The organism is Streptomyces macrosporus, assembly GCF_039533145.1.
In the GTDB taxonomy this organism is placed as follows: domain Bacteria; phylum Actinomycetota; class Actinomycetes; order Streptomycetales; family Streptomycetaceae; genus Streptomyces; species Streptomyces macrosporus.
Genome location: NZ_BAAASZ010000017.1, coordinates 79,462 through 99,606, shown reverse-complemented (window position 1 = coordinate 99,606; position 20,145 = coordinate 79,462). Strand labels below are relative to the sequence as shown.

Genomic DNA, 20,145 nt, shown 5'->3' with positions numbered 1-20,145 from the left:
AGTGGCGGCCATGGCAACGGTCGGGCGTCGCGTCGCGATCATCGGAAGCAACCGCATCCCCTTCGCCCGGGCGGACGGCCCCTACGCCACCGCCTCGAACCAGGAGATGCTCTCCGCCGCGCTCGCCGGACTGGTCGACCGCTACGGCCTGCGGGGCGCGGTGCTGGGGGAGTTCGTCGCGGGCGCGGTGCTCAAGCACAGCCGGGACTTCAACCTGGCCCGGGAGGTGGTCCTGGGCAGCGAACTGGACCACCGGACCCCCGCGTACGACATCCAGCAGGCCTGCGGCACCGGCCTGGAGGCCGTCATCCTGGTCGCCAACAAGATCGCCCTGGGACAGATCGACTGCGGTGTGGCCGGCGGCGTGGACACCGCCAGCGACGCACCGCTGGGCCTCAACGACGACCTGCGCAAACTGCTGCTGAAGGCCCGTCGGGCCCGCGGCCTCCCCGGGCGGCTGCGTGCCCTGGCGGGCCTGCGCCCCCGGCACGTCGTCCCCGACATCCCCCGCAACGCCGAACCGCGCACCGGCCTGTCGATGGGCGAGCACGCCGCCCGCACCGCCGCCGAGTGGGGCATCTCCCGCGCCGACCAGGACGCCCTGGCGGCGACCAGCCACCGGCGCCTCGCGGCGGCCTGGGACCGGGGCTTCCTCGACGACCTGGTCACCCCCTTCCGGGGACTGGAGCGCGACCAGAACCTGCGCCCGGACAGCACCGTGGAGAAACTCGCCCGGCTCAAGCCGGTGTTCGGCGAGGGCGAGAGCGCGACCATGACCGCCGGCAACTCCACCCCGCTGTCCGACGGCGCCTCGACGGTGCTGCTGGCGAGCGAGGAGTGGGCCGCCGAGCGCGGCCTGCCGGTGCTGGCCCGGCTCACCCACGCCCGCACCGCCGCGGTCGACTTCGTCGACGGCCCCGACGGGCTGCTGACGGCCCCGGTGTACGCCGTCCCCAGGCTGCTGGAGGCGGCCGGTCTGGAACTCGGCGACCTCGACTTCTACGAGATCCACGAGGCGTTCGCCTCCCAGGTCCTGGCCACCCTCGCCGCCTGGGAGGACAAGGACTTCTGCACCCGCCGCCTGGGCCTCCCCGGCCCGCTGGGCAGCGTCGACCGGGACCGGCTCAACGTCGCCGGCTCCTCGCTCGCCGCCGGGCACCCCTTCGCCGCCACCGGCGGCCGGATCGTGGGCACCCTCGCGAAGCTGCTGCACGAGAAGGCCGCCGAACGCGGCGGCCCGGCCGACGACGGCACGACGACCGTACGCGGGCTGATCTCCATCTGCGCCGCCGGCGGCCAGGGGGTGACCGCCATCCTCGAACGCTGATCCGCACCGCCACGTCCACCCCCCACACCGGCCAGTCCTCCCACGCCATGAACAGGAGCCGACCATGGGCGTACGCAAGGACCTGAAGAGGGCGAAACAGCGCGGCGATCTCGCCGACCGCGTGACGGTGGAGGTGATCCGGGAAGGCGGTGTCGTCCGCGAGGCGCGGACCTCCTGGCGCACACCGCCTCCCGTCGCCCCGGGCACCACCGCCGACATCCCCTTCGTCAACGCCGAACAGGCCCCCGACGCGGTGGTCCTCAGGCGCAAGGAGGCCGGGACGTGGCAGCCGGTCACCGCCGCGGCCTTCGCCCGCGAGGTGACCGGCGTGGCCAGGGGGTTGATCGCCGCCGGACTCGAACCCGGCGACCGGGTCGCGCTGATGTCCCGCACCCGCTACGAGTGGGAACTGTTCGACTTCGCCGTCTGGGCCGCCGGCGGACAGACCGTGCCGATCTACCCCACCTCCTCGGCCGACCAGGTCGAGTGGATCCTGCGCGACTCCGGCGCCCGCTTCCTGGTGGTCGAGACCGACGAGCACGCCGTCACCGCGGCCTCCGCGGCGGTGTCCGTCCCTGAACCGCCGCGCACCTGGCGGATCGACGCCGGCGCCGTCGCCCGACTGACCGACCTGGGGCGGGACGTGGCCGAGGAGGAGGTGGCCAAGCGCCGCGCGGACCTCACCCCCGACACCACCGCCACCATCTGCTACACCTCCGGCACCACCGGCCGCCCCAAGGGCTGCGTGCTCACCCACGGCAACCTCCGGGCCGAGGCGCTCAACACCGTCCAACTGCTGCACCCGGTGTTCGAGGCGGTCACCGACCAGACGGCCTCCACCCTGCTGTTCCTGCCGCTGGCCCACATCCTGGGCCGCACCATCCAGATCGCCTGCCTCCAGGCGCGCATCGAACTCGGCCACTGCCCCGGCATCAAACCCGACGAACTGCGGCCGGAGCTGAAGAACTTCAGGCCCACCTTCGTCGTCGGGGTGCCCTACCTCTTCGAGAAGATCCACGACACCGGCCGGGCCACGGCCGAGAAGATCGGCCGCGGCGCCTCCTTCGACCGCGCCGACCGCATCGCGGTGCGCTACGGCGAGGCGTTCATGGAGGCGTTCCGCGGCGGACGCGGCCCCGACCTCGCCCTCCGCCTGGCCCGGGGCCTGTACGACCTGCTGGTCTACCGGCGCGTCCGCAAGGAGCTCGGCGGCAGGCTCCACTACGCCATCAGCGGCGGATCCCCCCTGGACCGGCGGCTCAACCTGTTCTTCGCCGCCTGCGGCATCATCGTCTACGAGGGCTACGGTCTGACCGAGACCACCGCCGCCGCCACCCTCGTCCCGCCCCTGGACCCGCGCCCCGGCACGGTGGGCCGGCCCATCCCCGGCACCGCCGTGCGGATCGCCGACGACGGGGAGGTGCTGATCAAGGGCGGCATCGTCTTCACCGCCTACCGGAACAACCCCGAGGCCACCGAGAAGGCCCTGAAGGACGGCTGGTTCGCCACCGGCGACCTCGGCAGCCTGGACGAGGACGGCTACCTGACCATCACCGGCCGCAAGAAGGACATCCTGATCACCTCCGGCGGGAAGAACGTCTCCCCGAGCGTGCTGGAGGACCGGCTGCGCAGCCGCCCGCTCATCGGGCAGTGCATGGTGGTCGGCGACAACCGCCCCTTCGTCGCCGCCCTGATCACCCTGGAGGCCGACGCCCTGGAGCACTGGCTGGCGGTGCGCAAGCGCCCCGCCGACACCCCCTTCTCCGAGCTGGAGAACGACCCCGAACTCCTCGCCGCCGTCCAGAGCGCCGTGGACTACGCCAACGAGGCGGTCTCCCGGGCCGAGTCGATCCGCGCGTTCCGCCTGATCGAAGGGGAGTTCACCGAGGAGAACGGATTGCTGACGCCGTCCCTGAAGGTCAAACGGCATGCCGTGGCGGCCGCGTACGCGGACCGGATCGACGCCCTCTACGACCGGTGACGCGCCGCGGCGGACGGCGCACGGAGCGGACGAGGAGGTCTGCGCCATGACGGAAACACCCCCGAGAGCGTCCGGGAACGAGCACGGCCACGGCCGCGAGGACGGCCACGAGTACGACTACGACGTGATCGTCGTCGGCTCCGGCTTCGGCGGCTCGGTGTCCGCCCTGCGGCTCACCGAGAAGGGCTACCGCGTCGGCGTCCTGGAGGCGGGCCGCCGCTTCACCCGCGAGACGCTGCCGAAGAACTCCTGGGACCTGAGGAACTACCTGTGGGCCCCGGCGCTGGGCCTGTACGGCATCCAGCGCATCCACCTGATGGACAAGGTCATGATCCTGGCGGGCGCGGGGGTCGGCGGCGGCTCGCTCAACTACGCCAACACCCTCTACGTGCCGCCGCCGGCCTTCTTCCGGGACCGCCAGTGGGGCCACATCACCGACTGGCAGGAGGAGCTGAAGCCCTACTACGACCAGGCCCGGCGCATGCTCGGAGTCCGGACCAACCCCACCACCACGGACGCCGACCGCCACCTGAAGAAGGTCGCCGAGCGGATGGGCGTGGGCGACACCTTCCGCCTCGCCCCGGTCGGCGTCTTCTTCGGCGACGGCGAGGACGCCGACGGCACGGTGAAGGCCGCGCCCGGCGCGGAGGTCCCCGACCCCTACTTCGGCGGCGCGGGACCGACCCGCACGGCGTGCCGGGAGTGCGGCTCGTGCATGACCGGCTGCCGCCACGGCGCCAAGAACAGCCTCACCGAGAACTACCTGTACCTGGCCGAGAAGGCGGGCGCGGTCATCCACCCGATGACCACCGTCACCGAGGTGGCCGAGGACGGACGCGGCGGCTTCACGGTCACCACCGTGCCGACGAACAGGCGCCGCCGGGGCGGGCGGACGGTGCTGCGCTGCGAGAAGGTCGTCCTCGCCGCCGGCACCTACGGCACCCAGACCCTGCTCCACCGGATGCGCGACACCGGCGTCCTGCCGCGGATCTCCCCGAGGCTGGGCGAGCTGACCCGCACCAACTCCGAGGCGCTGGTGGGCGCTCTCACCTTCCCCCGCCGCTACCGCCGCAAGCACGGCCGCGACGCCGAGCTGGACTTCACCAAGGGCGTGGCCATCACCTCCTCCGTCCACCCGAACGAGAACACCCACATCGAGAACGTCCGCTACGGCAAGGGCTCCAACCTGATGGCCCTGCTCTGCGTGCCGCAGTACCGGCAGGACGGACCCCTGCCCAAGGCGCTCGCGGCGGCCCTGGCGTTCCTGCGGCACCCGATCCTGGTGGCGCGCACCGCCACCACCCACCGCTGGTCGGAGCGGACGATCATCGGTCTGGTGATGCAGTCGCTGGACAACTCCCTGACCACCTACCGCAAGCCCAAGGGGCTGGGGAAGGGGCTGCTGACGGCCCGGCAGGGCCACGGCGCCCCCAACCCCGACCACATCCCCGAGGGCGCGGAGGCCGCACGGCTCGTCGCCGAGGAGATCAACGGGTTCCCGGGGACGAACGTCGGCGAGTTGATGGGCAAACCGCTGACCGCGCACTTCCTGGGCGGCTGCCCGATCGGGGCCTCCGCCGAGGAGGGCGTCATCGACCCCTACCACCGGCTCTACGGCCATCCCGGGATCTCGGTGGTCGACGGCTCGGCCGTCTCCGCCAACCTGGGCGTCAACCCGTCCCTGACCATCACCGCCCAGGCCGAGCGGGCGATGTCCCTGTGGCCCAACAAGGGCGAGGAGGACCCCCGCCCCGCACAGGGCACACCGTACGTCCGGGTGCGCCCGGTCGCCCCGCGCTGGCCCGCCGTGCCGGCGCACGCCCACGCGGCCCTGGTGCTGCCCGTGCCTCCCGTCCCGCCGAGGCCCTGACCCCCTCGCCGCCGACACCCGCGCGGGCCCCGCCGAACCGGCGGGGCCCGCGGTCCCGCCGGCCACCGTCCGTCGATCGGCCGAACACGGCGAGAGAAGCCGGTGCTCCTGTCGGAGTCTTGAGGAGACGGTCCGGCAACCGCCGGGCGCCGTCCTCCTCGACGCCCGGAGAGCACCATGCGCATACGTCACCGGGGAAACCGCGCGGTCCTGGCCGCGCTCGCCGTACTGCTCGCCGGCTGCTCGGCGGCCGGCACCACCGAGACCGGACAGCCAAGGGAGCGGGCCGTGGAGGCACCGCTGGACGACAGAGCCCCCAAGGAGCCCGGCGAGAACGGGGCTCCGATGCCCTCGGACGGGTCCGAGTGGGAGTCCGGCTCCGCCGACCCGGCGGAGGTGGGGGCCAACGAACTCGGCGTGGTCCCGGTGCTGATGTACCACCGAATAATCGACGACCCCCGGGGCGTGGACGACCGCACTCCGGAGGACTTCCGCGCCGAACTGGAACGGCTGGCACGCGAGGGCTACGTGCCGGTCACCGCCCGCGAGTTCACCGGCGGCGAGATGGACCTTCCCGCCGGGGCCCACCCCGTGGTCCTCACCTTCGACGACTCCAGCCCCAGCCAGTTCCGCCTCGGCGCCGACGGGCGCCCCGACCCCGACACCGCGGTCGGCATCCTGCTGGACGTCGCGGAACGCCACCCGGGATTCCGCCCCGTGGCGACCTTCTTCGTCAACGCCGACCCCTTCGACGACCCCGGCGGCCGGAAGACGCTCGACTGGCTCAACGACCACGGCTTCGAGATCGGCAACCACACCCTCGAACACACCCTCCTGGGGAAGGCCGACGACGAGTGGGTCCGGTGGGACATCGCCGCCAACAAGTGGGCCCTCTCCCACGCCCTGCCCGGAGTGCCGGTGGTCTCGATGGCCCTCCCGTACGGCTCGATGCCCCGGAACCGGAACCTCGCGCTGGAGGGGGAGTACCGCGGCGTGCGCTACCGGCACCAGGGCGTCTACCTGGCCGGCGCCGGCCCCGCCCCCTCGCCCTACACCACCGGGTTCGACCCCGGGGCCGTCCCCCGCATCCGCTCGCAGGACACCACCGGCCCGGACGCGTCGTACGGCTCGACGGTCTGGCTGGACAAACTGCGCGACGGCGAGGTCGAGCGGTACACCTCCGACGGGGACCCGGAGCGGATCAGCTTCCCCCGGGCCTGGGCGTCCAAGCTCGCCCCCGCCCACCGAGACGCCGCCCGGCCGTACTGACCGCCCGGCCGCACCGCCCGGCGAACCGACCGGGAGCCCGCCCGGAATCCACCGTGCCGCCCCGCGCTACCCCGCGCGGGGCGGCACGGCGACGACCTGCACCTCGTCCTCGTAGACGATCCGCCCCGGGTCCGAGGAGCGCAGACACCGGTACGCGACGCCGTGCGCGTCCAGGATCTCCAGGTAGCCGTCCACGCGCTCGATCAGGTGCCGGGCCGAGGTCTTGAACCACGCCACCGCGCCCGGGTTCACCGCCGGGTCGTAGACGGTGGGGTCGACCTCGGCGGGATTGGCGTAGGCCGCGTCGTACCAGGCGTTGGCCGCCCGGCGGAAGCGCTCCTGCGCCTCCGTCAGCCTCCCCTCCCGGGCCAGTCCGTTGACCAGGAAGAAGATCCCGGGACACACGCCCCGCTCGTTCCCGGTCGCCGCCTGGAACCTCACGTAAGCGGACTCGCCCACGCGCACTCCCCTTCCCGCTCCCGCCGCCTGCCGACGCCGGGCATGCTCCCACCCCGTCCGCCGCCCCCGCCAGGGGACGGCGGACCGGCACGTCTCAGGGCGCGTCCGGGGCGAGGGAGGCGGGGATGTCCTGCTCGACCCACACCACCTTGCCGACGGAGGTGCGGCACGACCCCCAGTTGCGGCTGAGCATGTTGATCAGTTGCAGGCCGCGACCGCCCTCGTCGCTGAGGTCCGCGCGCTGGATCCGGGGCAGGTCGGGGCCGGTGTCGGAGACCTCCAGCGTCAGCCTGTCGTGCCGCAGCAGCCGGAGCTGCCCGGGCCCGTTGCCGTACCGCAGGGCGTTGCCGACCAGCTCGCTGACGATCAGCTCGGCGACGTCGGCCAGCTCCTCCAGGCCCCAGCGGGCGAGCCGGTCGGCGACCAGGTTCCGGGCGACGGACGCGGCGGTGCCGTCCGGGGGCAGGGACCACACGCACACGTCGGCGTCGGGCCGGGGGTCCTCGGCGGCGGCCACCAGCAGGACGGACTCGTCGAGGCGCGCGGCGTCCCCCAGGGGGAGCGAGGCCGGGTCGCGGGAGTCCAGCAGCCGGTCCATCAGCGTCGGGGCGGCCTCCAGCAACCGCCCGAGCTGGGCGTCGAGGTCGCCCTCGCGCGTCTTGACCAGGCCGTCGGTGTACAGCATCAGCCGGCTTCCCGCGGGCACCGGAACGGCGACCGGGTCGTAGGGGATCACCCCGGAGCCCAGCGGCGCCCCCGTGGGCACCTCCACGCGGGTGGCGGTGCCGTCGGCGGACACCAGCAGGGGCGGCATGTGTCCCGCGCCGGCGATGGTGCAACTGGCGGTGGCCGGGTCGTAGACGGCGCACAGGCAGGTGGCGGTCTGGTCGTCCTCCAGGTCCCGGACGGCCAGGTCCAGCCGGGCCAGGACGCGTTCGGGCGCGATGTCCAGCGACAGGAGCGTACGGCCGACCGTGCGCAGCCGCCCCATCGTGGCCGCGGCCGGCAGCCCGTGGCCCATGACGTCCCCCACGACGAGGGCGGTTCGTCCGCCGGGCAGGGCCACCACGTCGAACCAGTCGCCCCCCACCCCGCTCGGATCGGGGCTCGGCGTGTAGTGGGTGAAGACCTCCAGCCCCGGCGTCTTCGGGGTGCCGCGGGGGAGCAGGCTGCGCTGGAGGGAGAGGACGTGCTCGCGCTCGCGCCCGTAGAGGCGGGCGTTGTCGATGGAGACGGCCGCCTGGGAGGCGAGCTGCATCGCCAGCTCGACGTCGGCCTCGGTGAACGGGGGGCTGCCGGGGGCGCGGATGAAGTCGGCGACCCCGAGCAGGACGCCGCGGGCGATCAGCGGAACGGCCATGTAGCTGTGCACCCCGGCCGCGCGCAGTTTGGCCGCCGCGCTCGGGGAGGGCGCCACCCGCTCGTAGTCATCGCGGCTCATCCGGCCGATGAGCACCGGTTCCCGCTCGCGCAGGCAGTGGAGCGAGAGCACCGTGTGGGGGTGGACGGAGGGCGTGCCGACCTCGTCGGGCTCCAGGTCCTCCAGCTCCTTCAGGGAGCTGACCGCGACGGCCCGGGTGGCCGGTGGCCTCGCCTCCGTCCAGCGGGCGCCGCCCTCCCCGCGCAGGACGGACTCCAGCAGGTCGACGGCCGCGCCGTCGGCCAGCTGCGGAACGGTGTAGTCGGCCAGTTCCCGCGCGGTCCGCTCCAGGTCGAGCGTCGTCCCGATCATGGTGCTCGCCCGGTTGAGCCACGCCAGCCGGGCGCGGGAGGTGCGGGGACGGGCCATCGCGGCGGTCGCGCGGCGCAGCCGCACGGGTATCGGTCCGCTCCACCGAGACCGCCGTCCGCGGCCGTCGCTGCCGTTCGCCGTCACGACTCTCCCCACTCGTCGCCCGACCCACTGGTGATTCCAGGGTCCTCCAGGTGTCGGCCGGAGGCGTGCCGGAAGACGGGGCTGATGGGCCGAACGGAGGTGTCCCCCCACGGACCGTACCGCCGGCGCCGTCACGGCGGGGCGGGAAGCGCGCGGTTGGGGGGACACGGACGGGGAGAAGAGCGGCGGGCCGCCGCACGCGTCGGCGTACGGCGGCCCGCTCGGTGCGCGGTGGGGGGAGTCACCGCGCGGCGGCCGGCCGGGTTCCGGAGGAGAGCAGCTCCCGCTCGATCTCCTCCAGACTCCGACCCTTGGTCTCGGGCACCCTGCGCACCACGAAGACGATGCAGACCACGTTCATCAGCGCGTAGAGGAGGAACGTGCCACTGCGCCCGATGTTGTCGATCATGGTGAGCGCGGTCACCGCGATCAGCAGGTCGAAGCCCCACACGGACAGGGTGGCCAGGCTCGTCGCCGGTCCCCGCACGGACAGCGGGAGGATCTCCGGGCCGATCAGCCAGACGACCGCCTGCATCCCGATGCCGTTGAAGAGGATGTAGGCGAACAGCGACAGGACGACCGTCCACCGCTGGAGCGCCGAGCCGCCGTCGCCGAGGAACGCCAGGGCCAGGACGGCCATCGCCAGACCGGAACCGGGCAGGAACCACAGCATCGTGCGGCGGCGTCCCGCCTTGTCCACCAGGATGGCACCGGCGACACCGGCGACGACCAGCATCGCCCCGATGCCGATGCCGGTCAGCAGGGCCACCGAGTCCCCGAAGCCCGCGTCCGCCAGGACGGTCGGCGCGTAGTAGACGATCGCGTTGATGCCCGTCAGCTGGGAGAACGCCGCGATGCCGATCGCCACGACCAGCGCCGGACGCACCCAGGGCCGGCGCAGCTCCCGCCAGCCGCCGCGGCCCTCGCCACGGCTGACCGCCGCGATGTCCTCGATCTCGGCGTCGACGTCCTCGCCGGGCCGCCGCAGCCTCGCCAGCACGGCGCGCGCGGCCTCCCGCCGCCCGTGCTCGACCAGCCAGCGCGGACTCTCCGGCAGCAGCGCCATGCCGACGACCAGCACGACCGCCGGGATCACGGCCAACCCGAACATCATCCGCCAGCCGCCGCTGCCGGCCAGCGCCCATCCGCACAGGAACGAGATGAGCTGCCCGATGGCGACCATCAGCTGGAACAGGACCATCAGCCGGCCCCGGATGGCCGGGGGCGCCATCTCGGCGATGTAGACGGGCACCATGTTCGACGCCCCGCCGACCGCCAGGCCCAGCACGAACCGCGAGAGGATCAGGGTGGGCACGTCCGGCGCCAGGGCGGCGGCCACGGCACCGACGCCGAAGACCACGGCGACGGCCATCACCACCTTGCGGCGGCCGTACCGCTGCGACAGCCTCCCCGCGAGCAGGGCGCCGACCATGGCGCCCACGAGGATGACGCTGACCACGATCTCCTGCTCCCGGGAGGACAGGTCGAAGTCCTCCCGCAGGTAGAGCAGGGCGCCGGAGATGATGCCGGTGTCGTAGCCGAACAGCAGACCGCCGAGGGCGGAGACGGCGGCGACGGCGTAGACCAGGAGGGGGTGGCTCCGCCCGGCCCCGGCGTCGCCCGGGGTTGCGGCGGGGACGGCCGTCCGCACGCCCCCACCGGTCGTCGCCTCAGGCATCGCCCATGACCAGACCCTCGATGGTGTGCTTCTGCGTGATGGGGGTCAGCTCGTCCACCACGGGGCAGGCGAGGTGGTCCCGCACACGCTGGGGGAGCGACTCCCAGTAGGCCCGGGTGACGGCCATGTCGTGCCGCTCGTCGTTGTTCGCCTCCGGGCCGTCGACGCCGAGCACCAGCACCGGCCGGGACTTGGCGGACTGGTTGGCCGTGCCCCGGTGGATGGTCAGCGCCGAGCGCGCCGAGATGTCGCCGCGCTTGGGGTACTTGCGCACCGCCAGCTTCTCGTAGCGCGGGTAGTCGGACTTCGGCGGGAACATCTCGTGCTCGAACTCGGGACTGTCGTCCCACTGCGTTCCGGGCGCGATCTCGAACGGGCCCATGTCCTCCTCGGTGTCCACCGTGGTGACGTTGAAGGCGAGCGAGGTGTAGCGGCGCTCCCTGCGGGTCTCCTCGGGCATCGGGAAGTCCCGGTGCCAGGGCTGGTTGACGGCGCCCTCCAGCGGGACGTCGAAGCCGAGCTCGACGATCCGGTAGTCGGGGCCGAGGACGGCCGTGCACAGGGAGCGCACCCAGGGGTGGTCCACCAGGCCGACGAAGTCGCGGATCTGCTCGGGGTGGATCTCCACGTAGTAGCGGTTGGGGCCGCGACCGACGGCGCCTCCGGGGCGGGAGAGGGCCTCCTCGAACGCGGCGGCGATGTCCTCGCCGAGCCGGTCGGCCCACTCGGGGGAGAACGCTCCCTTGCGCGCGGTGATGCCGTCCCGGTAGAGCGCCTCGACGTCCGCCGAGACGTCCACGTCCAGGGCGTGATCCGTTCCTGCCGTCATCTCTGCCTCCCTTGGCGGTGATGGGTTGCAGGCCATATTCCGTGGTTGCATGCAACGTTGCAATAGGGGTGGCGGAGTCATCCACGTCACATTCGCGTCACGTGCGCGTCACTTCCGCACCGCGCCCCGAGGCGCCGCGGGCGCATGGGAACATGGCCGCGTGAGAAGCAGCCTGAAAGATGTCGCCGCGCGCGCGGGGGTGTCCGTCCGTACCGTGTCGAACGTCGTCAACGGCTCGGCTTCCGTCTCCGAGAAGACCCGCGCGCGCGTCCAACAGGCCCTGGACGAGCTGGGATACCGCCCCAACCTGGCGGCCCGCAGCCTGCGGGCGGGGCGCACCGGGCTGATCGGGCTGGTGATACCCGAGATCCACTCGCCCTACTTCGGGGAGTTGGCGGGGCTCCTGGTGGAGGCCGCGCAGCGCCGCTCCTGGACGGTCATCATCGACCAGACGCACGGCCGCGCCGACGAGGAGCGCCGGCTGTTGAAGGGGACGCACGCCCCGATCGTCGACGGCCTGATCATCAGCCCCTGGGCGCTGGACGCCTCGGAGCTGTCGGAGCAGGCGGGCCCCACGCCGATGGTGCTGCTCGGCGAGCGCGACCCGCGCCGGGTCGCGGACCACGTGGCCGTGGACAACGTCCTGGCGGCCGACGAGGCGACCCGCCACCTGCTGGAGACCGGCCGTCGCAGGATCGCGGCGATCGGGCCCCAGCCGGAGCTGCGCAACGGCACCGCCGAACAGCGCCTGGCCGGCTACCGCCGGGCGCTGCACCGGGCCGGCCTGACCCCCGACCCCGCGCTGGAGGTCCCGGTGCCCACGCTCCACCGCACCGCCGGCGCCCGGGCGATGGAGGAGCTGCTCGACCGCGGCGGCCCGGCCCCCGACGCGGTCTTCGCCTTCAGCGACGAACTGGCGCTCGGCATCATGCGCACCGCGCGCGACCGCGGCGTCCGGGTTCCCGAGGACCTCGCCGTGGTCGGCTTCGACGACATCGAGGACGGCCGCTTCTCGAACCCGTCGCTGACCACCGTCAGCCCGGACAAGGCGCAGATCGCCGAGAGGGCCCTGCAGTGCCTGGCCGACCGCATCTACAGCCCCGGAGGCACGGTCCCGCCCCAGCGCATCACCGTTCCCCACCGGCTGGTGGTCCGGGAGAGCTCGCGGCCGGCCGGAAACGGGAGCCGGAGCGCGGCTTCTTGACGCCCCGTCGGCGCGGTGGCTTGATGTTCCCCGATGGGAGCGCTCCCATCCTGTCGGAAGGAACGTCATGCGCAACAGACACCTCTTACGGGCGGTCCTGACCGCCCTGACGCTGACCCTGGGGCTCCTCGGCGCCGGGCCGGCGACCGCGAACGCCGCCCCCGGCCCGGTCCCCGCGAGGGCCGCGGCGGACCCGGTGCGGATCATGCCGTTGGGGGACTCCATCACCGGCTCTCCGGGCTGCTGGCGCTCGCTGCTGTGGAACCGGCTCCAGAGCACCGGGTACACGAACATCGACTTCGTGGGCACGCTCGGCCCCCAGGGCTGCGGACAGCCCCACGACGGCGACAACGAGGGGCACGGCGGCGCGCTGGTGACCGACGTGGCGAGCCGGAACCTGCTTCCCGGATGGCTCTCCGCCACGCGGCCCGACATCGTTGTCATGCACTTCGGGACCAACGACGTCTGGAGCAACCGGTCGCCGGACGAGATCCTCGCCGCCTACGGCACGCTGGTGGACCAGATGCGGGCGAGCAACCCGAACACGAAGGTCCTCGTCGCGCGGATCATCCCGATGAACCCCGACACCTGCGGCGAGTGCGGCCGGCGCGTGGTCGCGCTCAACGAGCGGATCCCCGACTGGGCCCGGAGCAAGAGCACCGGGAACTCCCCGGTGATCGCGGTCGACCAGTGGACCGGCTTCAGCACCGCGAGCGACACCTACGACGGGGTCCACCCCAACGCCTCCGGCGACGAGAAGATCGCCGCCCGCTGGTACCCGGCCCTGGCCGACCTGCTGGACCGGGAGGAGCCGGGCGACCCCGGCGACCCGGGCGACCCGGGGGAGGGAGAGGCCGCCTGCACGGCCTCGTTCCGCGCGACGTCCACCTGGCAGGGCGGCTACCAGGGCGAGGTGACGGTCCGCAACACCGGGACCGTGCCGGTCTCCGGCTGGTCGGTGCGGATCACCCTGGCCGACGGCGGCCGGATCACCCAGGTCTGGAACGGCACCCTGGACGCCGGTGCGGGCGCCGTGCGCAACGCCGCGTGGAACGGCGCCCTCGCCGTGGGAAGCGGCACGTCCTTCGGATTCATCGCCTCCGCGGGGTCCGCCTCGGCGACCGTCGGCTGCGCCGCCACCGCGGCCTGACCCCCTCCCGCACCCCCTCCTCGTCCCGCGGACCCGTGCGCCCCGGATGCGTACGCCCCGGAACCGCACGGGTCCGCGGGGCCTCAGGGGGCCGGGCGCAGTCCCAGCAGCCGTTCGACCCCGAGCACCTGGAACAGCCTGACGACGACCGGCGCGTCCACCCCGGTCACGCGCAGGGGAATGCCGGCGTCGTGGGCCTGGTGCCAGGCGCGCAGCAGCGCGTTCACCCCGGAGCAGTCGCAGAACGGAACGGCGCCGAAGTCCACGTCGATCGCGCCGTGTCCGCCGGCCAGCGCGGCGTCCAGGGCGCGCCGCAACCGTGGAACGGTGGTGAAGTCGACCTCTCCCGAGACGGACACGATCGTCCGGCCGTTGGCTGAGAAGACGACGGTGTGGAGCCCGTCGACGGCTGTCATCGGCCCTCTCGTTTCGATCTCGGCCTGTCGCCCGTTCCGACAGTAGCGCCACCGGGCGGTGACTTCACACCATGTCCTCGCGAACACCGTCGGGCCGGCCGCCGCGTTCGCGGTCGATCGCCCCCGCCGACGCCCGCCGTCGGCCGACCGCCACGAGGTCCGGTCCCCGCCCATCGCGGCCCGGGCGCCCCGCGGCGGACCCCGGACGGTGGCGGCCCGTCGGAGGCGGGGATCGAAGCCGTACGCCGCGAACCCACCGGGCGGTGGAGGCCGCCGTGGGCGGTTCCGGGGAAGGAGGAGCGGCGTCCGACGAACCCCGGCCGACCACCGGGGGACAAGCCCGACAAGGGGTGACTCGCCGAAGTGGTCGGATGCGCCGTCATCGCGGCCTCCCACGGGTCCTGTCGAGAACTCCCCACGAGAACGGCCCTGTTGGGGCTACCATCCTCGACTGTCACGCGCCGCTGCAAGCGCATCTGCACTTACAGATGTAATTGCATCGGCCGTGGCACCTGGACGCACGGTAACGGAACGTCATGGTCGCGGCTCTGCCTGAGGGGCATCCGAGGGGGGCAGCGCGGGGCCGCGGCCGGTGAGGGGCGACAATGCAGCAGATCGTCAACGGCATGCGGGCCACGGAGATCGAGGGCGCGACGTGGCGGAAGAGCCGGCGCAGCAATCCCAACGGCAACTGCGTCGAACTGGCCGCGCTGCCGGACGGCGCGGTGGCGGTGCGCAACTCCCGCCACCCCTCCGGGCCCGCCCTCGTCTACACCCGTGAGGAGATGATCGCGTTCCTCCAGGGCGCCAAGGACGGCGACTTCGACGACATGGTCGGGTGAACCGGGCGAACCCGGACGAGGGGGCGACCGGAAGGCCGAGCGAACCGGCACCCGAACGGGGAGGTCGCTGTACGGGGTGGTGGCCACGGTGGCACACTGAGTGTCTGTCCCTTCACTCAGGAGAGCACGCATGGCCGCCGAATCGAGCCACTCCTTGTCGATAAAGCGCTACATCGAGCATCCCAAGGGGAGCCCGACGGTCCTGCGACTGGTGGTCGGTGCCCAGCTGCGGCGGCTGCGCAAGGAGCGCGGCATCGGCCTCGACGAGGCGGCCAAGGCCATCCGCGGTTCCAGCGCCAAGATCAGCCGACTGGAGCGGGGCCAGGGGGCCTGCAAGGAACGTGACGTGGCGGACCTGCTCACGCTCTACGGGGTGCTGGACGAGGACGAGCGGGCGGACTTCCTCGCCCTGACCCGCAAGACCGGCGCCCGCGGGTGGTGGCACCAGTACAGCGACGTCCTGCCCGGCTGGTTCGACCGGCACATCGGTCTGGAGGAGGCCGCGGCGATGATCCGCACCTACGAGGTGCAGTTCGTCCCCGGCCTCCTCCAGACCGAGGAGTACGCCCGCGCCGTGATCCTCCTGGGCCACCCCCGCGCCTCCGCCGAGGAGAACGACCGGCGCGTCCGGCTGCGGATGGAACGCCAGGAACTGCTCTTCCGGAAGGACGCTCCCCGGCTGTGGGCCGTCCTCGACGAGGCGGCACTGCGCCGCCCGCTGGGCGACCGCCGGGTGATGCGCGACCAGCTCCGCCATCTGATCGAGATGGCCCGACGGCCGAACGTCACGCTCCAGGTGGCGCCGTTCGACATCGGCGGTCTGGCCGCGGCGGGCGGGCCGGTGACCATACTCCGCTTCCCGGAGCCGGACCTGCCCGACATCGTCTATCTGGAGCAGCTGACCAGCGCCCTCTACCTGGACAAGGAGGAGGACGTCGACCACTACCTGTCGATCATGGATCGGCTGTGCGCCGCGGCCGAGACACCCGCGCGCAGCGTGGAGTTCCTGAAGGAACTCCTCGACCGGCTCGACTGATGCGCGGCCTGCCGCGGGCGTGCGCGGCAGGCCGCGCATCTCAGAGCTTGCGGCCGACGCCCCCGTACTCCTGCCACTCCCAGGTCCGCTGCCTGGGGCCGATGTCGGAGTCGGGCCGCCAGGTGGACACCTCCACCAGACCGGGCTCCAGGATCTCCAGCCCCTCGAAGAACCGGTGAACCTCCTGGGGCTCCCGGACCCTGCCCCATTTGCCGCCGGTGCTCTTGTCCATGAACTCGGTCACGGCCCTGCGCGTCTCGGGGTCCTCGCTGACCAGTTGGCAGATGACGAGGAGGCTTCCCGGCGCCAGCCGGTCGGCCACCCTCTTCATCAGACCGGCCGGGTCGCTGGAGTCGGGGATGCAGTGCAGCACGGAGTTGAACAGCGCGGCGACGGGCCGGTCGAAGTCGATCAGGCGGAGGGTGTCCGGGTGGCCGAAGATGCCGTCGGTGTCCCGCATGTCCGCCTGGATGACGGTGGTGTTCTCGTTCTCCTCCAGCAGGGCGCGGCCGTGGGCCAGGACGATCGGGTCGTTGTCCACGTAGACCACGCGGCACTCCTCGTCCACCCGCTGCGCGACCTGGTGGACGTTGTCCTGGGTGGGCAGGCCGGAGCCGTGGTCGATGAACTGGCGGATGCCGTACTCCTGGGCCAGGACGCGCACCACGCGCCGCAGGAACCGGCGGTTGTTCAGCGCCAGCGCCTGGGTGCTGGGGACGACCTTGAGGAGTTCCTCGGCGGCCTCGCGGTCGACGGCGTAGTTGTTCTTGCCCCCCAGGTAGTAGTCGTACATGCGCGCGGCAGTGGGCACGTTGACGTCGATCCTGGTGGACAGCGGTTCCTTGGCCTGACTCATCCGGGCCTTCACAACCTTCCCGCCTGGAAGAAGCGTTGGGGACAGGGCGGCACTCAACGAGTGGGGAACCATGCTGCCAGGCGGGGACGTTTCCTCACCGCGGAAAGCCCACATCTCGTGGGCGGGGAGTGATGGAGATGTTGTGAAGGCACACCGGAAACAGGTGTGAAACGGGCCGTCGCCCCACGGCCGGGGCGGTGGGACGGCCCGCTCGGCCGCCCCACCGCCTCGCACCGTCCGACGTCGCGGACGGCCGGCCCGCCGTCAGGACGTGGGCGCCACCCCCGTGGCCGCCTTGTCCGCGTCGGTCGCCGCGTCGGTCGCCGTGGCGGTCCGCCCCAGCCGTCCGGCGAGCGGGACCAGGGCGATCACCACGGCCCCCGCCACCCCGGCGAGGGCGAACATCGTGAAGCCCCACCCCTCGGCGCCGTTGGCCAGCAGGATGCCGCCCAACCAGGGGCCGACGACCGCGCCGGTGCGGCCGACGCCGGTCACCCAGCCCAGCCCGGCGGCCCGCTCGGCCGGCCCGTAGACGGTGTGGGTGGCGGCGTAGACCATGGTCTGGGCGCTGAACAGCCAGATGCCGGTGACGAACACCACCACGTACGTGATCCACAGCGGCAGGTGCGCCCCCATCAGCAGGGCGCCGCAGGCCGTCAGCAGGAACCAGATCGCCGAGACCCGCACCGCGCCGAAGCGGTCGGCGGTCCGTCCGGCGATCAGCATGCCGACGATGCCGCCCGCGTTGACGACCATCAGGAAGCTGACCGAGGAGGTCAGGCCCCAGCCCGAGGCCCGCATCATCTGCGGCAGCCAGGTGCTCACGCCGTAGACCAGCAGCAGACCGCAGAACGAGGCGACCCACAGCAGCGGGGTGGCCCAGCGCGACCCCGGCCGGAACAGGGCGAGCACCGCCGCCCAACGGCCCTTGGCGCCACCGGGCGGGGCCTCGGCGGGACGCGGGCGCTCCATGCCGTACCGGTCGGCGATGGCCTCGGCCTCGGCCCGGCGGCCCTTGGCGAGCAGCACGCCGGGGGACTCGGGGAACCAGCGCAGCAGCAGGGGCACGGCGATGAGACCCGGCAGCACACCGGCCCAGAACACCGGACGCCAGCCGTACTCGGGCGCGATCGCCAGGCCCAGGCCCGTGGCGGCCATGCCGCCCGCGTGGTACGAGGTCATCAGCAGGCCGGTGGACAGCGCCGCCCGGCGCGGCGGGGCGAACTCCAGCACCACGGCGAGGCAGATGGGCATCAGACCGCCCAGGCCCAGACCGGCGAGGAAGCGTCCGGCGCCGAAGAGGGCGACACCGCCGGCCAGCGCGCACACCGCGGAACCGACCGAGAACAGCACGATGCTGGTGATCAGCGTGGCCCGGCGGCCGAGCCAGTCGGTGACGTTGCCGGCGACCAGCGCGCCGATCAGCATGCCGAACGTCGTCCAACTGCCGATGGTGCCGGCCGAGCCGGGGGTGAGGCCCAGGCCGGGGTCGTCGAGCATGTGCGGCATGACCGCGCCGTAGATGTTGACGTCCATGCCGTCGAAGAAGACGGCGAGCCAGCTCAGGGCGAGCACCACCGCGACCGAGCGGAAGCTGTGGGTGCGGCCGGACGCGGCGCCGGACGCGGGAGACGGGGGTGAGGTGGACATGGGAATCCTCGGGGACGGGGGAGGGAGAGGGAGGAAAGGGGGGAGGAGGGTGTGGCCGACCGGGGGTCGGGACGCCGCGCGGACCTGCGGCGTCCCGACCCCGACGGGTTCGAGGGTGTGTGCGGCCCCGGCCGGCTCAGAACGGGTAGTGGGCGTGCCGGCCGGCCAGGGTGACCCAACGGGTGGCGGAGAAGGCCTCGATGCCCCAGCGACCGCCGAACCGGCCGTGGCCCGAGGCCCCCACGCCGCCGAAGGGCGCCTGCGGCTCGTCCGCCACCGACTGGTCGTTGACGTGGACGATGCCGGTCCTGATCCGCCGGGCGACGGCCAGCCCGTGGGTGCCGTTCTCGGTGAGGATGCCGCAGGTGAGCCCGTGCTCGGTGTCGTTGGCGAGGGCCACGGCCTCGTCGTCGTCGGCGAAGGTGTACAGGGCGCAGACCGGGCCGAACGCCTCGCCGTGGTGGAGGTCCATCTCCGGGGTGACCCCGGTGAGGACGGTGGCCGGGTGGACGGCGCCGTCCGGCTCGCCGCCGCCGGTCAGCACGGTCGCGCCCTTGTCGACGGCGTCCTTCACCAGGGCGGCGACGCGCCGTGCGGCGTCGGCGCTGACCAGGGGGCCGACCACGGTGGCGGGGTCGGCGGGCGAGCCGGTCGGCAGCGCGGCGACCTTCGCGACGAACTTCTCGGTGAACTCCTCGGCCAGGGACGCGTGGACGAGCACCCGGTCGCCCGACATGCAGATCTGTCCGGCGTTCATGAAGACGCCGAAGACGGCCGCGTCCACCGCGTAGTCGACGTCGGCGTCCTCCAACACGATGATGGCGTTCTTGCCGCCGAGCTCCAGGACGGCCGGCTTGATGTGCCGGGCGGCGTGGGTCCCGATGATCCGTCCGACGCCGGTGGAGCCGGTGAAGTTCACCGCCCGCACCGCCGGGGCGGCGATCAGCGCCTCGGCGACCGCGGCGGCGTCCTCGCGCGCGTTGCTGACCACGTTGAGCACGCCGTCGGGCAGTCCGGCCTCGCGCAGCACGTCGGCGACGAAGTAGCCGCAGGCCAGCGGGGCGTCCTCGCTGGGCTTGCACACCACCGTGTTGCCGGCCGCCAGCGGGGCGGCCACCGCCCGGACGCCGAGGATCAGCGGGGCGTTCCAGGGGGCGAACGCGGCCACGACGCCGAGCGGCTCGCGCACCGCGAGGCCGAGCGCGCCGGGCTCCTGGGCGGCCAGCACCTCGCCGCGGGGCGCGGTGACCGAGGCGGCGGCCTCGCGGAGGATGTCGGAGGCGAGCCGCACGTTGAACATCGCCCACGGCAGGGTGCCGCCCGCCTCGCCCGCCATCAGCTCCACGGCCTTCTCCCCGCGGGCCTGGAGCAGGTCGGCGGCCTTGAGCAGGAGCGAACGCCGCTCGAACGGGCCGACCTCGGCCCACGCGGGGAAGGCCGCCTCGGCGGCCGCCACGGCCCGTTCCACGTCCTCGGGCCCGCCCGCGGCGACGGTGGCGTACACCTTCCCGGTGAAGGGGTCGACGTCCTCGGTGGTGCGCCCGGATGCGGCCGGCACGTCTTTGCCGTCGATCAGCAGGTTGCGGTGTACGGACATGGGAGAGCTCCTTCGCTCAGCACCGGGGCAGGGCCCCGGGCCGCACCGGGGCGGGCAGATGTTCGCCTGGTGAACTTTAATTCGAAACTACCGGCGCAGGGGAGT

At 73.1% G+C, this 20,145-nt stretch carries 16 protein-coding genes; 8 read left to right on the top strand and 8 right to left on the bottom strand.

Annotated features, from left to right (window positions below):
• Positions 1–10: 10 nt before the first annotated feature.
• The 4 genes from ABD335_RS08890 to ABD335_RS08875 all read left to right on the top strand — a co-directional run bounded on the left by ABD335_RS08890 (position 11) and on the right by ABD335_RS08875 (position 6,447).
• Positions 11–1,327 (top strand): acetyl-CoA C-acetyltransferase, encoded by a 1,317-nt coding sequence (locus ABD335_RS08890; RefSeq protein ID WP_344321581.1) that lies wholly within the window; start codon positions 11–13, stop codon positions 1,325–1,327.
• Between the two features lie 64 nt (positions 1,328–1,391).
• Positions 1,392–3,308 (top strand): AMP-dependent synthetase/ligase, encoded by a 1,917-nt coding sequence (locus ABD335_RS08885; protein ID WP_344321580.1) that lies wholly within the window; start codon positions 1,392–1,394, stop codon positions 3,306–3,308.
• A 46-nt stretch (positions 3,309–3,354) separates the two neighbouring features.
• Positions 3,355–5,178, top strand: coding sequence for an FAD-dependent oxidoreductase (locus ABD335_RS08880; protein WP_344321579.1), 1,824 nt, complete (start codon positions 3,355–3,357; stop codon positions 5,176–5,178).
• A gap of 177 nt (positions 5,179–5,355) precedes the next feature.
• Positions 5,356–6,447 carry a polysaccharide deacetylase family protein gene (locus tag ABD335_RS08875; protein WP_344321578.1) on the top strand — a complete coding sequence of 364 codons (1,092 nt, stop codon included), beginning with the start codon at positions 5,356–5,358 and terminating at the stop codon, positions 6,445–6,447.
• A gap of 66 nt (positions 6,448–6,513) precedes the next feature.
• On the opposite strand, the gene ABD335_RS08870 is transcribed toward ABD335_RS08875, so the two are convergent.
• The 4 genes from ABD335_RS08870 to ABD335_RS08855 all read right to left on the bottom strand — a co-directional run bounded on the left by ABD335_RS08870 (position 6,514) and on the right by ABD335_RS08855 (position 11,289).
• Positions 6,514–6,906: a hypothetical protein gene (locus ABD335_RS08870; RefSeq protein WP_344321577.1), complete on the bottom strand. Its 393-nt coding sequence runs from the start codon at positions 6,904–6,906 to the stop codon at positions 6,514–6,516.
• Between the two features lie 94 nt (positions 6,907–7,000).
• Positions 7,001–8,695: an ATP-binding SpoIIE family protein phosphatase gene (locus tag ABD335_RS08865; protein WP_344322103.1), complete on the bottom strand. Its 1,695-nt coding sequence runs from the start codon at positions 8,693–8,695 to the stop codon at positions 7,001–7,003.
• Between the two features lie 328 nt (positions 8,696–9,023).
• The gene (locus ABD335_RS08860; RefSeq protein WP_344321576.1) at positions 9,024–10,460 is read right to left on the bottom strand and encodes a sugar porter family MFS transporter; all 1,437 of its coding nucleotides are present in this window, start codon (positions 10,458–10,460) and stop codon (positions 9,024–9,026) included.
• Positions 10,453–11,289 carry a phytanoyl-CoA dioxygenase family protein gene (locus tag ABD335_RS08855; RefSeq protein ID WP_344321575.1) on the bottom strand — a complete coding sequence of 279 codons (837 nt, stop codon included), beginning with the start codon at positions 11,287–11,289 and terminating at the stop codon, positions 10,453–10,455. The genes ABD335_RS08860 and ABD335_RS08855 overlap by 8 nt, the downstream gene beginning before the upstream one ends.
• Before the next feature lie 160 nt (positions 11,290–11,449).
• Here ABD335_RS08855 and ABD335_RS08850 point away from each other — a divergent pair, with 160 nt between their 5' ends.
• A complete protein-coding gene (locus ABD335_RS08850) occupies positions 11,450–12,493 on the top strand; it encodes a LacI family DNA-binding transcriptional regulator (RefSeq protein ID WP_344321574.1) in 1,044 nt (347 codons plus the stop codon).
• Positions 12,494–12,560: 67 nt separating this feature from the next.
• On the top strand, positions 12,561–13,643 hold the full coding sequence (locus ABD335_RS08845) for a GDSL-type esterase/lipase family protein (RefSeq protein WP_344321573.1): 1,083 nt from the start codon (positions 12,561–12,563) through the stop codon (positions 13,641–13,643).
• Positions 13,644–13,726: 83 nt separating this feature from the next.
• Here ABD335_RS08845 and ABD335_RS08840 read toward each other — a convergent pair whose 3' ends face one another.
• A complete protein-coding gene (locus ABD335_RS08840; protein WP_344321572.1) occupies positions 13,727–14,059 on the bottom strand; it encodes an STAS domain-containing protein in 333 nt (110 codons plus the stop codon).
• A gap of 605 nt (positions 14,060–14,664) precedes the next feature.
• On the opposite strand from ABD335_RS08840, the gene ABD335_RS08835 reads away from it, so the two are divergent.
• Both ABD335_RS08835 and ABD335_RS08830 read left to right on the top strand, forming a co-directional pair.
• On the top strand, positions 14,665–14,901 hold the full coding sequence (locus ABD335_RS08835; RefSeq protein ID WP_344321571.1) for a DUF397 domain-containing protein: 237 nt from the start codon (positions 14,665–14,667) through the stop codon (positions 14,899–14,901).
• A gap of 130 nt (positions 14,902–15,031) precedes the next feature.
• Entirely contained in the window at positions 15,032–15,937 is a 906-nt protein-coding gene (locus tag ABD335_RS08830; protein ID WP_344321570.1) for a helix-turn-helix domain-containing protein, read from the top strand.
• 40 nt (positions 15,938–15,977) lie between these two features.
• Here ABD335_RS08830 and ABD335_RS08825 read toward each other — a convergent pair whose 3' ends face one another.
• The 3 genes from ABD335_RS08825 to ABD335_RS08815 all read right to left on the bottom strand — a co-directional run bounded on the left by ABD335_RS08825 (position 15,978) and on the right by ABD335_RS08815 (position 20,040).
• A complete protein-coding gene (locus tag ABD335_RS08825; protein ID WP_344321569.1) occupies positions 15,978–16,793 on the bottom strand; it encodes an SAM-dependent methyltransferase in 816 nt (271 codons plus the stop codon).
• 264 nt (positions 16,794–17,057) lie between these two features.
• Positions 17,058–18,443 (bottom strand): MFS transporter, encoded by a 1,386-nt coding sequence (locus ABD335_RS08820; RefSeq protein WP_344321568.1) that lies wholly within the window; start codon positions 18,441–18,443, stop codon positions 17,058–17,060.
• A 136-nt stretch (positions 18,444–18,579) separates the two neighbouring features.
• Positions 18,580–20,040: an aldehyde dehydrogenase family protein gene (locus ABD335_RS08815; RefSeq protein WP_344321567.1), complete on the bottom strand. Its 1,461-nt coding sequence runs from the start codon at positions 20,038–20,040 to the stop codon at positions 18,580–18,582.
• Between the last annotated feature and the right edge of the window lie 105 nt (positions 20,041–20,145).